The organism is Hoeflea sp. CAU 1731 (assembly GCF_039888615.1).
GTDB lineage: Bacteria > Pseudomonadota > Alphaproteobacteria > Rhizobiales > Rhizobiaceae > Flavimaribacter.
In genome coordinates, this window is sequence record NZ_JBDQQS010000016.1 from 24452 (window position 1) to 39092 (window position 14641).

Sequence of the window (14641 nt, forward strand, 5' to 3'; positions counted from 1 at the left end):
CGGATCTCCGGTTTCTACGGCTGTCAGGCTCCTGGCATGCCGCCGACATGCGACAGCAATTCGGCGACGTTGCTTACATCGAACTTCTTTAAAAGTCTTGCGCGATAGGCCTCGACCGTCCGCGGCGAAATCTCGAGAATACGCGCGATATTCTTGCTTGTTCGACCTTCGCCCAGATGCATGACGATCTGCCTTTCGCGCATGGTCATCTTGATGACGGGTCGTTCGTGCGACAGGTCGGCCATGCTCCAAACGGCATGGGCCAAAGGCTCTTTTCGCGTCAGCGAATTGCCCCGCACGCGGCACCAGAAGAGAGTGCCGTCGCGGCGCGCCATGATTCGCTCATCGCTGTAGCGACCTGTGTCGCGCAGGGGCTGGACGCCGACATTGCCGATCTTCACGAACTCATCGAGCGATGGATAGAGAATGGCGAACGACCGGTCGCGCAATTCGTCGCCCTCGTAGCCGAACATGTGCGCAAAAGCCTTGTTATAGTAGCGGATGACACGGTGTCGGGTCATGACAATACCGACCGGCGCTTCCTCGAAGGCCGTGCTCAGCATCTCATAATCAAGGGCGTCCGTCATCTCCATAGCGTATTTCTACCATCTTGCCCCGATGGCTCCAAGCACGGGATAATACACGCATTGACGGCCGGGAGGAGACCTCAATTTAATCTTTTCGGTCAATGCGTTATCCGGAATGCCCCTGCCGTATGCAGGCGGAGTTGGAGGAGAATATGAAGAAACTGATATCGACACTCGCCATGGCGTCCGCCATGGCCGTGGCAGGTCTTTCCGTCCAGGCCCAGGAAGATCCGGTCAAGATCGCTCTTGTGCATGGTCTTTCGGGCTCGACCTTCGAGGCCTTTTCGAAGCAGGCCCAGACCGGCTTCAAGATGGGGCTGGAATATGCGACCGACGGCACGATGAAAATCAAGGGTCACGACATCGAGATCATCGAGAAGGACACCCAGTTCAAGCCTGACGTCGCGCGCGCCGTGCTGGCCGAAGCTTATGGCGACGACGATGTGCTGATCGCTGTTGGCGGCACCTCTTCGGGCGTGACCAAGGGCATGCTGCCGATTGCGGAAGAATACGAGCGTATCCTGATCGTCGAACCCGCCGTGGCCGACTCGCTGACAGGTCCCGATTCCAATCGCTACGTTTTCAAGACGTCCCGCAATTCGTCGATGGACATGCAGGCCCAGGCGCTTGCCCTGAAACCCGACGAAAATCTGTATGTGGCCACGCTCGCCGAGGACTACGCCTTCGGCAAGGACGGTATCGCCGCGTTCAAGAATGCGCTGGAAGGCTCGGGCGCCACGGTCGTTGCCGAGGAATACGTGCCGCTGAAGACCACCGATTTTACGGCTGCGGCGGAACGCATGTTCAACGCGCTGAAGGACAAGGAAGGCCGCAAGGTCATTCTGATCTACGTTGCCGGCGGCGGCGATCCGATGGGCAAGATCAAGACCATGGAGCCTGAGCGCTACGGCATCGAGATCTCGACCGGCGGACACATTCTGCCTGTGCTGCCGACCTACAAGCGCGTGCCCGGCATGGAGGGCGCTGTCTACTACTATTATGAAAGCCCGGACAATCCGATCAACGACTGGCTGGTCGAAGAGCATGAGAAGCGCTTCGGTTCGCCTCCGGACTTCTTCACGGCCGGCGGCATGGCTGCGGCTTTGGCGGTCGCCAAGGCGCTCGAAAGCACTGACGACTGGTCGACCGAGAGCCTGATCGCCGCCATGGAAGGCATGAAGTGGGACACGCCGAAGGGTGAAATGATGTTCCGTCCCGAGGACCATCAGGCCCTGCAATCCATGTACCACTTCAAGATTAAGGTTGACGATGACGTCGAATGGGCAATTCCCGAGCTTGTGCGCGAAATCAAGCCCGAGGAAATGGACATCCCGATCGGACGCAACAACCAGGAATAAACGTCTCGCGCCTCTCCCGTCGTTGCGGCTCCGGCCGCGCGACGGGCCTTTTTCGAGGCCGCGGACTGTTGTCGAATAATCCTGCAGACAAAGAGAAACCGATCCCATGTCGTCCGCATCACTGCGTACTGACAAGCTGACCCGGCAATTCGGTGGCCATACCGCCGTCAACGCCGTCAGCGCGTCCTTCCACCCTGGCGAACTGACTGTGATCGTCGGCCCGAACGGGGCTGGAAAAACGACCTATTTCAACCTGATCTCGGGGCAGCTCTGGCCGAGTTCGGGCAATATCTTCAAGGGTGAAACCGAGATCACGGGCTTCAGTCCGTCCGCCCGCGCGAAAGCCGGCGTCGGCCGCGCCTTCCAGCTCACCAATCTGTTTCCGCAGCTCTCCGTGCTCGAAAATGTCCGCCTCGCGGTTCAGGCCCAGCACGGTCTCGGGCCTGTCATCTTTCGCACCGCGCGCTCGTTCGGAAAGCTGCGCGACGAAGCCCACGCCTATCTCGAGGCGACCCGGCTCGATCGCGTGGCGCATCTGCCGGTCACAGCGCTGCCGCATGGCGATCAGCGCAAGCTTGAGATCGCGCTTCTTCTGGCGCTGAAACCCGACGTCTTCATGTTCGACGAACCGACGGCGGGTATGTCGGTGGACGAGGCGCCGGTCATCCTCGAACTGATCGAGGAGATCAGGAGGGATGCGTCGAAGACTGTTCTTCTGGTCGAGCACAAGATGGATGTTGTGCGCTCGCTCGCCGACCGCATCATCGTGCTGCACAATGGCGAGCTCGTCGCCGACGGACTTCCGGACGAAGTGATCGCGCTGCCGATCGTGCGCGAAATCTATCTCGGCATTCCGGCGGAGGACGCGGCATGAGCGCGCCGATCCTCAAGCTTGACGACGTCTATACCGACATCGCGCAATATCATGTGCTCCATGGCGTCTCGATGGAAGTTCCCGAAGGCGGCGTCCATGTGCTGCTCGGCCGCAACGGCGCCGGCAAGACGACGACGCTGCGAACGATCATGGGCCTGTGGCAGGCCCGCCAGGGCGCCATCACCTTTCGCGGCGAGGCGATCACCGGTTTGCATACGTCGGATATTGCCCGTCACGGCATTGCCTATGTTCCGGAAAACATGGGTATCTTCGGAGGCCTGACCGTCGAGGAAAACATGCGTCTCGCCTCGACCGACGGCCAGTTCGATTCGGAGCGGCTGAAATGGATATACGCCCTGTTTCCGGCGCTGGAGACCTTCTGGGCCAAATCGGCCTGGTCGCTCTCGGGCGGTCAGAAACAGATGCTGGCGATCGCGCGAGCCATCATCGAAAAGCGCAACCTGATCCTGATCGACGAGCCGACAAAGGGTCTGGCGCCGGCCATCATCCACAACATGATATCGGCTTTTCGCGAAGTCGCGGAGGAAACGACCATCTTGCTGGTCGAGCAGAATTTTCTATTCGCCAAATCGCTGGGTCAGACGGTTGCCGTCATTGATGACGGCCATATCGTCCACACCGGTTCGATGGCGGCGCTGGTCGAGGATCAGGAACTGCAGACGCGTCTGCTGAGCCTGTCGCTCGATTCGCATCAGTAGGAGGCGATCTTGAAATCCCTTGGAGCAACATTTGAGAGGTTCGGTGGAGTCAATCTGCTTCCCGTTCTGATCGCCGTGATCGCGCTTGTGTTGATCGGATCTCCGTCGACCTGGATCACGCTGACCGTCGCCGGTCTCGCCATGGGCATGATGATTTTCCTCATGGCCTCGGGTCTCAGCCTCGTCTTCGGGCTTATGGACGTGCTCAACTTCGGTCATTCGGCCTTTGTATCCTTCGGCGCTTTCGTCGCCGCATCGGTGCTTGCCGGGCTGAGCGCCTGGGTCGCCGCCGACAGCGTCTTTCTGAACGTGCTCGCCCTGCTTGCGGCGATCATCGCCGCCGCGCTCTTCGGGCTGCTCGCGGGCTGGTTCTTCGAACAGGTCATCATCAAGCCGGTCTATCGCGACCACCTGCGCCAGATCCTGATCACCATGGGCGCGCTGATCGTGGCCGAACAGATCATTCTCACCATCTGGGGCGGCTCGCCGATTTCCGTTGCGCGACCGCATTTCCTGGCCGGATCGCTGATCATAGGCGACGTTTCGATCGAGACCTATCGTATCTTCGCCTTTGCGCTCGGCCTGGCCGCCTACGTGGCGTTGTATTTCGTGCTAAACCGGACCCGGATTGGCCTTCTCGTGCGCGCCGGCGTCGAGAATCGCGAGATGGTCGAAGCGTTGGGATTTCGCATTGACCGGCTGTTTATCGGCGTCTTCATGGCGGGTTCGGCGCTGGCCGCTATCGGCGGCGCCATGTGGGCGGGATACCAGACGCTCATCACGCCGGCGATCGGCTCCGAGATGATGATCATCGTCTTTATCGTCATCATAATCGGCGGGCTCGGCTCGATAGAAGGCTCGCTGCTCGGTGCGCTGATGGTCGGGCTGATGGGCAACTACGTCGCCTTTCTCGCACCCAAAATGTCGCTCGCGTCGAACATGCTGCTGATGATGGCGATCCTGCTTTGGCGGCCTTACGGCCTGCGGCCGGCGGTGCAGTGAGGGGACTGATATGACCGACGCGACACTTGCTGCGACCGGCCGTCAGGCAATCGGCAGAACAGGCCGCTTTATCGTCTATGCCATCGTTGCTCTGATCGGCGTCTGCCTTTTCCTGGCCCCGTTTCTGTTTCCGGATGTCAGAAGTCAGGAAGTGGCCTCGCGCATCTGTGTTTTCATCGTGCTGGTGGCGAGCTACGACCTGCTGATCGGCTATACCGGCATCGTATCCTTTGCCCATACGATGTTCTTCGGCATCGGCGCCTATGGCGCGGCGATCGCTCTCAAGCTGATGGGACCGACCTGGACGGCGCTTTTAACCGGAAGCGTCATCGCTCTTGTCGTGTCGCTGTTGCTCGCTGCCCTCGTCGGCATGCTGTCGTTGCGTGTCAAAGCCATTTTCTTCGCCATGGTGACGCTTGCAGCGGCCTCCGTGATGGCGGTGCTCGCCAGTCAGTTGTCTGACTTCACCGGCGGCGAGGACGGCATCATCTACAAGATCCCGAAACTGTTCTCTCCCGCCACCAAATTGCTGACCGACGAGAACGGCAGGGTCTTGAAGATTTTCGGCGTGAGCGCCAACGGCAAGATGGCGCTCTACTATTTCGTCTTCTTCGGTTCGCTGCTGCTCTATCTGGTCATGATGCGCATCGTCGCTTCGCCGCTCGGCACGGTGCTCGAAGCTGTTCGCGAGAACGAGATGCGCGCCGAGGCGCTCGGTTACCGAGTGGTGCTCTACCGCACGGCGATTTTCTGCATCGCGGCGCTGATCGCCACCTGCGCCGGCGTCTTGCGGGCCGTCTGGCTGAAATACACCGGCCCCGACACCTCGCTGTCCTTCGCCATCATGATCGACATTCTGCTGATGGTCGTGATCGGCGGCATGGGAACGATGCTTGGGGCTATCATCGGCGCAACGTTGATGAGCCTGGCGCAGTATTATCTCAAGGACCTGATGGAAATCGCCTCAGAAGCGACAGCCGGGATTCCGCTTCTGCCTGACCTTCTTGCGCCGGACCGCTGGCTCCTCTGGCTCGGCATATTGTTCGTTCTGCTGGTCTATTTCTTTCCAGCGGGGATAGCCGGGACGCTGATGAAGAAAGGCGCGCATTGATGGCGCACAGAACCTCCGCCTATATCCGCTCGCAGGACCTGGAATTGCATGTCAGCGAATGGGGAAACCCTTCTAGCCCCTTCGTCATGATGTGGCATGGCCTTGCCCGCACGGGCCGGGATTTCGACGAAATCGCGGAAGCGCTCTCGGACCAGTATTTCGTCGTTTGCCCGGATACGGTCGGTCGCGGCCTTTCGAGCTGGATGCCATCCGGCTACAATTACTCGATGGCCCTGTATTGCGACACGGTCATGACCATCGTGGATCACTATGGCCCCGCCACGCTGCGCTGGGTCGGCACGTCCATGGGCGGCCTTATCGGCATTCGCATAGCCGCGGAAGCGCTTAAAGGGCGCATTACGCATCTCGTCATCAACGATATCGGTCCGGAGATTCCGGAAGCGGCGCGGCAGCGCATCGCGGACTATGTCGGCAACCCGCCCGAACACGATACGGTCCAAGAAATGGGCGAATGGCTAAGGACGAGCTATGCGCCATTCGGCGACAATCCGGATTCCTTCTGGAGCCGCCTTGTCGACACATCTGTCAGGCGCACCGATAGCGGCCGGTTGACGGCCCACTACGACCCGGCGATCGCCGCGCAGTTCATTGAGCATCCGGACGACTTCGATACATGGCCGCAATATGACGCCGTCGAGGCGAAGACCTTGCTGGTCCGTGGCGCTGAATCCGACGTGCTGGCGAAGTCGGTCGCAGAGGACATGTTGAAGCGCGGTCCGAAACCGCAATTCGCCGAGTTTCACGATACCGGCCACGCCCCGACCTTCGTGGCTCAGGATCAGCAGAACCTGCTCAGGGAATTCCTGGCGTCATAAATGGCGCCTATATACGCTCAGGACGCTGCGACAAGAGCCTTCGGCAATTCTTCTTCGAAAATGTCGATGTCGTCGTCCGGCGCAGCGCTGACGCGTATGCAGCGATTGAGCGGCTCGACCCCCGGCATGCGTACGAAGACGCCGCGTTCGACGAGAGCTGCAAGGACGGCCGCCGCAAACGCCCCGTCGCGGCCACAGTCGATTGTCACGAAATTGGTCGCTGAAGGCAGCGACGCAAGCCCGTTGGCGCGGACGATCGCCGAGATCCGATCCTTTGACGCCTCGATCCGTCCCAACACGTCGACAAGATAGGCCTGGTTGCGCAGCGCCTCGAGCGCCGCGATCTGGGTCAGGATATTCATTCCGAAATGATTGCGCACCTTGTCGAAGGAGGCGATGGTTTCGGGATGGCCGAAGGCGTAGCCGCAGCGCAGGCCGGCCAGCCCGTAGGCTTTGGAAAAGGTGCGCATCCGGACGATGTTCGGCCGGTCGAGGAATGCGTCGGCTGGCGGCAATGCGCTCTTCGGCGCCATCTCGCCATAGGCTTCATCGAGCACGAACAGGCAGTCTTCGGGAAGCGCGGCGGCGAACGCCGCGATCGTCTCGGCGTCGCGCCACGTTCCCATCGGATTGTCTGGATTGGACAGATAGACGATTGCCGCGTTTTCGCGTTTGACAGCGTCGAGCAAAGCATCCGGGTCTTCGCGATCGTTCAGATATGGAACGGTGATCAGTCGTCCGCCATATCCCGCCACGTGGTAGTTGAAGGTCGGATAGGCGCCGAGCGAGCTGACGACAGGCGTTCCTTCGTTCACGACCTGCCGCACGGCAAGGCCGAGCAACGTATCGACGCCGCCGTCGACCACAATTCGTTCGGGCGTCAAGCCCAGGTGATCGGCCAGCGCGGCGCGCAGATCGAAATTCTCTGGATCGGCGTATTTCCAGACATCGCCGGCGGCTTTCCGAATATGCTCCTGCACCGAAGGAGCCGGCCCGAATCCGTTCTCGTTGGCCCCGATGCGCGCCCGGAAGGCCTTGCCGGATTTGCGCTCCTGGGCTTCCGGCCCGACAAAGGGAATCGTCGCCGGAAGCGACTGTACGAGGGGCGTAAAACGCGAAAACCCGGCCATGTATGCATTCCTCCCGCCATCCGCTTTGCGCGGAACAGAGTAAATACGGGCAACCGGTTTGCACGGCAAGGCTGATCGTCCCGTCACAGGAGAAATTATGGCGGTGTTTTTAGCCCATTGCCGATTAAACGGCGTGGCGCGGATGTATTGAAAAATTAGCGCGCGGTCTGCCCCGCATTGCGCGTCAACCAGCCGCCGACGATCAGGATGAGGAACGACACGGCGAACAGAAGGCTCGCCAGCGCGTTGATGCGCGGTCCGATCCCGTCCTTCATGAGGCTCCAGATATACATCGTCAGCGTGCCGCGCTGTCCGGACACGAAATAGGTGATGAGGAACTCGTCCATCGACAGCGTAAAGACGAAAAGAGCGGCGCCCGCGACGCCGGGCGCGATCAGCGGCAGGGTGATGTGCCAGAAGACCCTCAAGGACGACGCGCCCAGATCGCCGCCGGCCGTCTCCAGCAGGTCGACCTCGTCGGAGGTAAATGCAATGATCGCAAGCTGGGGATCGTCGATAACCTTCAGCCCGGGAATCGCCTCTATGCCTTCCTTGTAGCGGGCGATGAGGTCGAGCAGCCGACGGGTCACATCCAGATACCCTTCATGGCCGAGAGCGTGCAGCGTCGCCCATACTCCCGCGACGCCTCCGCCGGGGCGTGTTCCGACGACGGTAGCCATCGCATAAAGGCCGCTCGGCCATTCATTGTAGAAGAAAATAAGATGCTTCGCATGCTCCTGGGAGCGGAAAAAGACTGTGGAAGCAGGTTTCGGCGCGTAGCCGAACTTGTGAAGATCAGCCGAGATCGAAGCCACGCCGGGAACACGGAAATCCCAGACCGGAATCTTTTGACCGAGTTCTTCAGTGAAAGGCAGCATGTAGCCGCCGACGCAGGCGTCGACATGCAGCCACAGATCGTGGCGCAGGGCGACCTCGGAGAGTTCCTCGATTGGATCGACGACCCCATAGGGAAAACAGGGCGCCGAGCCGATGATCATGAAGGTGTTTTCGTCAATGGCCGCTTCCAGCGCGGCGGGATCCGCCCGGAAATCTTTCACCGGGAACTTCCTGATCTCGATATCCATGAGTTCGCATGATTTGCGAAAAGCCGGATGCGCGGTTTCAGCGGCGATGATATTGCCGTGAAACTTGGAATCGCCCCGTTTGTCACGCGCCGAGGTCTTGGCGGTTTTGATAGCGCACAAAATGCTTTCGGTGCCGCCGGTGGTGGCCCCGGATTCCTGCGAGGCTTTGTTCGATCCGAAACGCATGATGATCGCACCGCTGATTTCCAATCAGATGGAAGCGTTCCAGCTGGGTTTGGGAGCGGCGCTCTCGTTCATTATCGCGCTGATCGTGATGGGCGTGATCGCCGTGGCCTGGCGCTACGTGGAGCCGCGCGTCGACGAATAAAGTCGACGCACGGCGTATCAGTAATGCGGAGGCTTGGTGACGGGCGGCGCTTCGCGGACCTGATCCTCCACCGCCACAAACCGTTCGACAAGCTTCTTCTGACGCGTCTGCAGTGTTTCGATCGCCTTCCACTGCTCGTTCAGTTGGTCGGACAGTTCCTCGATTGCGCGCTGTTGATGCGCGACGTGTTCCTCCAGCCGCGCCAGGCGCTCGCCAAGCTCGTCCGTCGACGCAGTCATACGCAGATTTCCTCGAGAGCTGTCCGCCAATCGTCGGGGAGCGGCTTCGGCCGGCGGGTTTCGCGGTCGACATAGACATGGACGAAACGTCCTTGCGCCGCCGCTCCGTCGTCTTCATTGGCGAAGAGCCCCACCTCGTAGGTTACGGAGGAATTGCCCAGCCGGGCGACGCGAATTCCGGCGCTGACGCTGTCCGGAAACATGATCTCGCGAAAATACTGACAGCCGGTTTCCACCACCAGACCGATCGTGTCTCCGTTGCGGATATCGAGCAGTCCGCGATCGATCAGCCAGCCGTTCACCGCCGTGTCGAACAGCAGGTAGTGCACCACATTGTTCATGTGGCCATAGATGTCGTTGTCGGACCAGCGCGTTTGCAGCGGACGAAAGAGCTGGAAGTCGCTGCGCGTATAGGGAGACGGTCGTGTCATGGTCACCAGGCCGCCCGATAGATCGCCAGCGCGTCGGCTTCGCCGACTTCGCGCGGATTGTTGACGAGCAGCCGCGTCTGTTTCATCGCGTCTCGCGCCATCTGCGGCAGCGCCTCCTCGCCGATGCCGACGTCGCGCAGCCGTTTCGGCAGACCAACCGCGGTTGAAAGGTCGGCGAGCCTCTCGATGAAGGCGGCGCAATTGGCCTGCGTGCCGCCATGGTCGGGAAAATCCGCAAAGGCGCATGGCGCCAGTTCAGCATAGCGCGCGGCAGACCCGTTTTGCGTCTCGGCCGCGTTGAAGCGCAGGACCTCCGTCAGAACCAGCGCATTGGAAAGGCCATGCGGAATATGAAATGTCCCGCCGATCGGATAGGCGAGCGCATGCACGGCAGCGACGGGCGAATTCGCGAAGGCCATGCCGGCCAGCGTCGAGCCGAGCAGCATTGCGCTGCGCGCATCGATATCCTCCGGGCGTTCGATCACCGTTTTCATATTGGCGCCGAGCAGTCTGAGCGCCTCTTTCGCCAGCATGCGGGACACCGGATTGTTGTTGGCGTTTTTCGACGCATAGGCCTCGATGGCGTGCACCATGGCGTCGATGCCGGTTGCGGCCGTCGTCGGCGCCGGCAGGGTGAGCGTCAGTTCGGCGTCCAGCACGGCGATATCCGGCAGAATGAGCGGCGACGACACGCCGCGTTTCTCGTCTCCGCCCACCGTGATGATCGATACCGGCGTGACCTCCGACCCTGTGCCGGCAGTTGTCGGCGCAAGGACCAACGGCAGCCGCGGTCCTTTCGCGTTGCCCACGCCCCAGGCTTCGTCGATGTCCTCGCCAGAGCCGGCGATAAGCGCGGTCAGCTTTGCGACGTCCAGCGACGAGCCGCCGCCGAGCGCGAAAACGCCGGTTGCCTCAACCTCACGGGCTACGGCGATGGCCTTTTCAAGCGTCGCCAGACTGGGGTCGGCTTCGACCTCGTCGAAGATCGTGACGGAATGTCCGGACGCCTCCAGCGCGGCCAGGGCTGTGCGTTCCAGGCCCACATTGCGGATGCCCCTGTCCGTGACGAACAGGACGCGTTTGCCAAGGCGCGGGCCGGCGATCTCCGCTATTTGCGCGCAAGCTCCAGGTCTCGCGACAATCTGCGGGGTCGTATTGAATGTGAATGGCGGCATCGTTCCTCCCGGTTTGCGCTGAGTCATCCCTGTGAAAAAACCAATAAATTGGGCTGGTGTCGCATTCAACAGGCGAATACAGTCGTTTTTATACCAGATGATAAAATAAGGTCACGCATGGACAGTCTGGCGATCGAATTGCGAGGTATCGACAAAAGTTTCGGTGCCGTCCACGCCAACAAGAACATCAATCTGCAGGTTAGCAGGGGATCAATTCACGGCATCATCGGGGAAAACGGCGCAGGCAAGTCGACGCTCATGTCGATCCTGTACGGCTTCTACCAGGCGGACGCCGGCGACATCTTCGTCGGAGGCGACAAGATCGTCATCCGCGATCCCAATGTCGCGATCGAAGCGGGGATCGGCATGGTGCACCAGCATTTCATGCTGGTGGAAAACTTCTCCGTTCTTGAAAACGTGATGCTGGGCGCGGAAGAAAACGCCATCCTCAACAAGGGCATCACCCGGGCGCGCGCGGAATTGAAGCGTCTGGAAAAAGAATATTCGCTCGAGGTCAACCCGGACGCCATTATCGAGGAATTGCCGGTCGGCCTGCAGCAAAGGGTGGAAATCCTGAAGGCCCTTTATCGCGGCGCCGACATCCTGATTCTCGATGAGCCGACGGGCGTTCTGACGCCGGCCGAGGCCGATCACCTGTTCCGGATCCTCGAGCAGTTGCGTCAGCAGGGCAAGACGATCATCTTCATCACTCACAAGCTGCGCGAGATCATGGCGATCACAGACGAGGTTTCGGTGATGCGTCGTGGCGAGATGGTGGCGACGCGCAAGACTTCTGAAACTTCGGTCGAGGAACTGGCCGAGCTCATGGTTGGGCGGCGTGTTCTGCTGCGTGTGGTAAAAGGCGAGTCGAAACCCAAGGACGTCCAGCTCTCGGTTGAGAACCTGACCGTCAAGGACGGCCGCGGTGTGACCATGGTCGACAACGTGTCACTCAACGTGCGCGCTGGCGAAATTGTCGGCATCGCCGGCGTTGCGGGCAACGGCCAGTCGGAACTGCTGGAAACGATCACCGGAATCCGCAGCGCAGTAAGCGGCAAGGTCATGCTGTGCGACGAACCGATCGACGTGACCGGCGAAGCCGATCCCGCCGATCTGCGCAAACGAAAAATGGCGCATGTGCCGGAAGACCGTCACCACATGGGCCTGGTGCTGGCCTTCGAGGAGAACGAGAACGCCATTCTCGGCTATCATTACGATCCGGAATATCTGAACGGGCCCATGCTCAATCTTGGCAGTATCCGGAGCCATGCGCAGGAGACCGCGGAGCAATATGACATTCGTCCGCCCGACGTGCGATTGAAGACCGCCAATTTCTCCGGCGGCAACCAGCAGAAGATTGTGCTCGCCCGCGAGATGGAGCGCGATCCGACGGTGCTCGTGATCGGTCAGCCGACCCGCGGCGTCGACGTCGGAGCCATCGAATTCATCCACAAACGCATCATCGAGATGCGCGACGCCGGCAAGGCCGTGCTGCTGGTGTCGGTTGAACTCGACGAAATCCGGTCGCTGTCCGACCGCATCCTCGTCATGTTCGCTGGCCGCATCGTCGGCGAGCGGTCGCCCGACGCATCTGAATCCGAACTGGGGCTGCTGATGGCGGGCGTCGAGGAACCGATGGAGGCGGCTGAATGAGCGCGCCGTTTGGAAAGCTGCCGGGCTGGGTCGAATACGGCCTGATTCCGCTGATCAATCTTGTCTTCGCATTTCTGGTGGCCGGCCTTGTCGTGCTTCTGGTCGGCGAGAGCCCGTTGCGCGCAGCCTCGCTGCTCATTCAGGGCGCGTTCGGGTACGGCGAAGGCATCGGCTTTACGCTCTACTACGCCACGAACTTCATCTTCACCGGGCTTGCCGTGGCGGTGGCGTTCCATTGCGGATTGTTCAATATCGGCGGCGAGGGGCAGGCCTATATCGGCGGTCTTGGCGTCGCCCTGGCTTGTCTGGCCTTCGACGGGATCTTTCCGTGGTATCTGACATTCGTGGTCGCGATCGCCGGCTCGGCTTTTTTCGGCGCCGCCTGGGCTTTCATTCCGGGTTACCTGCAGGCGAAACGCGGCAGCCACATCGTGATCACCACGATCATGTTCAACTTCATTGCTTCCAGCGTGATGGTGTTCATGCTGGTCGATGTGCTCAAACCGGTCGGGTCGATGGCGCCACAGACCCGCACTTTTACAGAGGGCGGGGAATTGCCGAAGCTCGACTGGCTGATGTCGATCTTCGGTCTTGATATCGGCGGCGCGCCGTTCAACGTGTCCTTCCTTTTGGCGCTTGTTTGCTGCGTGCTCGTGTGGCTGCTGATCTGGCGTACGAAATTCGGCTATGAAATGCGCACCATGGGCCACAGCCCCACCGCCGCGCGATACGCCGGCATGAAGGAAGCCCGGATCATCATTATCACCATGATCATCTCCGGAGCGCTTGCGGGCATGATGGCGCTGAACCCGATCATGGGCGACCAGCAGCGCATGCAGCTTGATTTCGTGACCGGCGCCGGTTTCGTCGGCATCGCCGTGGCGCTGATGGGCCGGTCGCACCCGGCCGGCATCATTCCGGCCGCCATCCTCTTCGGCGTGCTCTATCAGGGCGGCGCCGAAATCTCCTTCGAGATGCCGCAGATCTCCCGCGACATGATCACCATCATCCAGGGCCTTGTCATTCTGTTCGCTGGCGCGCTGGAGCATATGTTCCGACCCGCGATCACGGCCTTCTTCGCTACGATGCAAGGCGTCGGCAAGCCGGCTGCAGCGACCGAGGCAGGGGAATAGACGATGGATCAGTCTTTCGGAATCATGCTCGTCACGCTGGAAGGCACGATTCGCCTTTCGGTTCCTCTGATCCTTGCAGCCCTCGCCGGCCTGTTTTCGGAACGTTCGGGCGTTTTCGACATCGGGCTGGAAGGCAAGATGCTGGCGGCCGCTTTTGGCGGAGGCGCCGCCGCCGCGGTGTTCCAGTCTGCTTACCTGGGTCTCGGCGTCGCCATTCTGGTTTCGCTGGCGCTTGCGCTCGTTCACGGCTTCGCGTCGATCACCCAACGGGGCAACCAGATCGTCTCCGGCGTCGCCATCAATTTCATCGCGCTCGGCGCTACGGTCATTCTCGGCCAGGCCTGGTTCCGGCAGGGCGGCCGTACGCCGGCCCTGACCGGGGATTCGCGCTTCCAGGTTGTCGAATTGCCTTTTGCCAAAGCCCTTGCGGACATTCCCTTCCTGGGGCCAATCTACACCAATCTCATATCTGGTCACTTTGTGCTGACCTATTTCGCATTCGCCATGGTGCCGTTCACCTGGTGGGTGCTGCACCGCACCCGGTTCGGCCTTCGCCTGCGCGCAGTCGGTGAAAATCCAGGCGCCGTCGATACGGCCGGCATATCGGTGACCCGGATGCGTTATCTGGCCGTCATCTGTTGCGGAATCCTGTGCGGAATCGCGGGCGCCTATCTCTCCATGGCGGTCGCCGCGGGCTTCGTGAAGGGCATGACGGCAGGCAAGGGATTCATCGCGCTCGCCGCCCTGATCTTCGCCAAGTGGCGGCCGATAAACGTCATGTTCGCCTGCCTCCTGTTCGGTTTCCTCGACGCGCTCGGCATCCTGCTGCAGGGGCAGAGTCTGCCGCTCATCGGCACAGTTCCGGTCCAGTTCATGCAGGCGCTGCCTTACGTGCTGACGGTGATTCTGCTTGCAGGCTTCATCGGCAAAGCCATTCCGCCCAAGGCTGGCGGCGTGCCTTATGTGAAGGAGCGCTAGCA

Annotated in this window: 16 protein-coding genes; 10 read left to right on the forward strand and 6 right to left on the reverse strand. The window is 60.7% G+C overall.

The annotated features are described in order from the left end of the window. Window positions 1-23 precede the first annotated feature (23 nt). Window positions 24-587 carry a LuxR C-terminal-related transcriptional regulator gene (locus AAFN47_RS21765; protein WP_499811368.1) on the reverse strand — a complete coding sequence of 188 codons (564 nt, stop codon included), beginning with the start codon at window positions 585-587 and terminating at the stop codon, window positions 24-26. A 152-nt stretch (window positions 588-739) separates the two neighbouring features. Here AAFN47_RS21765 and AAFN47_RS21770 point away from each other — a divergent pair, with 152 nt between their 5' ends. From AAFN47_RS21770 to AAFN47_RS21795, 6 genes are all read left to right on the forward strand, one after another. Then, window positions 740-1945 carry a substrate-binding domain-containing protein gene (locus tag AAFN47_RS21770; RefSeq protein WP_499811369.1) on the forward strand — a complete coding sequence of 402 codons (1206 nt, stop codon included), beginning with the start codon at window positions 740-742 and terminating at the stop codon, window positions 1943-1945. 106 nt (window positions 1946-2051) lie between these two features. Beyond that, window positions 2052-2819: an ABC transporter ATP-binding protein gene (locus AAFN47_RS21775; RefSeq protein ID WP_499811370.1), complete on the forward strand. Its 768-nt coding sequence runs from the start codon at window positions 2052-2054 to the stop codon at window positions 2817-2819. Continuing rightward, on the forward strand, window positions 2816-3538 hold the full coding sequence (locus tag AAFN47_RS21780; RefSeq protein ID WP_499811371.1) for an ABC transporter ATP-binding protein: 723 nt from the start codon (window positions 2816-2818) through the stop codon (window positions 3536-3538). Before AAFN47_RS21775 ends, AAFN47_RS21780 begins: the two co-directional genes overlap by 4 nt. A 9-nt stretch (window positions 3539-3547) precedes the next feature. Next, window positions 3548-4540 carry a branched-chain amino acid ABC transporter permease gene (locus tag AAFN47_RS21785; protein ID WP_499811372.1) on the forward strand — a complete coding sequence of 331 codons (993 nt, stop codon included), beginning with the start codon at window positions 3548-3550 and terminating at the stop codon, window positions 4538-4540. 10 nt (window positions 4541-4550) lie between these two features. Beyond that, a complete protein-coding gene (locus AAFN47_RS21790) occupies window positions 4551-5651 on the forward strand; it encodes a branched-chain amino acid ABC transporter permease (protein WP_499811373.1) in 1101 nt (366 codons plus the stop codon). Beyond that, a complete protein-coding gene (locus tag AAFN47_RS21795; protein WP_499811374.1) occupies window positions 5651-6487 on the forward strand; it encodes an alpha/beta fold hydrolase in 837 nt (278 codons plus the stop codon). The genes AAFN47_RS21790 and AAFN47_RS21795 overlap by 1 nt, the downstream gene beginning before the upstream one ends. Before the next feature lie 17 nt (window positions 6488-6504). Here the strand turns inward: AAFN47_RS21795 and AAFN47_RS21800 are convergent, their stop codons facing one another. Further along, complete coding sequence (locus tag AAFN47_RS21800; RefSeq protein WP_499811375.1) at window positions 6505-7617, reverse strand: pyridoxal phosphate-dependent aminotransferase; 1113 nt, start codon at window positions 7615-7617, stop codon at window positions 6505-6507. Window positions 7618-7772: 155 nt separating this feature from the next. Beyond that, entirely contained in the window at window positions 7773-8822 is a 1050-nt protein-coding gene (locus AAFN47_RS21805; protein ID WP_499811376.1) for an aminotransferase class I/II-fold pyridoxal phosphate-dependent enzyme, read from the reverse strand. A 1-nt stretch (window position 8823) separates the two neighbouring features. Here AAFN47_RS21805 and AAFN47_RS21810 point away from each other — a divergent pair, with 1 nt between their 5' ends. After that, on the forward strand, window positions 8824-9030 hold the full coding sequence (locus AAFN47_RS21810; RefSeq protein WP_499811377.1) for a hypothetical protein: 207 nt from the start codon (window positions 8824-8826) through the stop codon (window positions 9028-9030). A gap of 17 nt (window positions 9031-9047) precedes the next feature. Here the strand turns inward: AAFN47_RS21810 and AAFN47_RS21815 are convergent, their stop codons facing one another. The 3 genes from AAFN47_RS21815 to AAFN47_RS21825 are packed head-to-tail and all read right to left on the reverse strand — an operon-like array spanning window position 9048 to window position 10875. After that, window positions 9048-9269, reverse strand: a complete 222-nt coding sequence (locus tag AAFN47_RS21815) for a SlyX family protein (protein ID WP_499811378.1) — start codon at window positions 9267-9269, stop codon at window positions 9048-9050. Next, window positions 9266-9700 (reverse strand): acyl-CoA thioesterase, encoded by a 435-nt coding sequence (locus AAFN47_RS21820; protein ID WP_499811379.1) that lies wholly within the window; start codon window positions 9698-9700, stop codon window positions 9266-9268. The genes AAFN47_RS21815 and AAFN47_RS21820 overlap by 4 nt, the downstream gene beginning before the upstream one ends. Before the next feature lie 2 nt (window positions 9701-9702). Next, complete coding sequence (locus tag AAFN47_RS21825; protein WP_499811380.1) at window positions 9703-10875, reverse strand: iron-containing alcohol dehydrogenase; 1173 nt, start codon at window positions 10873-10875, stop codon at window positions 9703-9705. A 117-nt stretch (window positions 10876-10992) separates the two neighbouring features. Here AAFN47_RS21825 and AAFN47_RS21830 point away from each other — a divergent pair, with 117 nt between their 5' ends. From AAFN47_RS21830 to AAFN47_RS21840, 3 genes are read left to right on the forward strand one after another with little or no spacing between them, the layout of a single operon-like run. Further along, window positions 10993-12528, forward strand: coding sequence for an ABC transporter ATP-binding protein (locus tag AAFN47_RS21830; RefSeq protein ID WP_499811381.1), 1536 nt, complete (start codon window positions 10993-10995; stop codon window positions 12526-12528). Continuing rightward, window positions 12525-13661: an ABC transporter permease gene (locus tag AAFN47_RS21835; RefSeq protein WP_499811382.1), complete on the forward strand. Its 1137-nt coding sequence runs from the start codon at window positions 12525-12527 to the stop codon at window positions 13659-13661. Before AAFN47_RS21830 ends, AAFN47_RS21835 begins: the two co-directional genes overlap by 4 nt. Window positions 13662-13664: 3 nt before the next feature. After that, window positions 13665-14639 carry an ABC transporter permease gene (locus AAFN47_RS21840; RefSeq protein WP_499811383.1) on the forward strand — a complete coding sequence of 325 codons (975 nt, stop codon included), beginning with the start codon at window positions 13665-13667 and terminating at the stop codon, window positions 14637-14639. The last annotated feature ends 2 nt before the right edge of the window (window positions 14640-14641 follow it).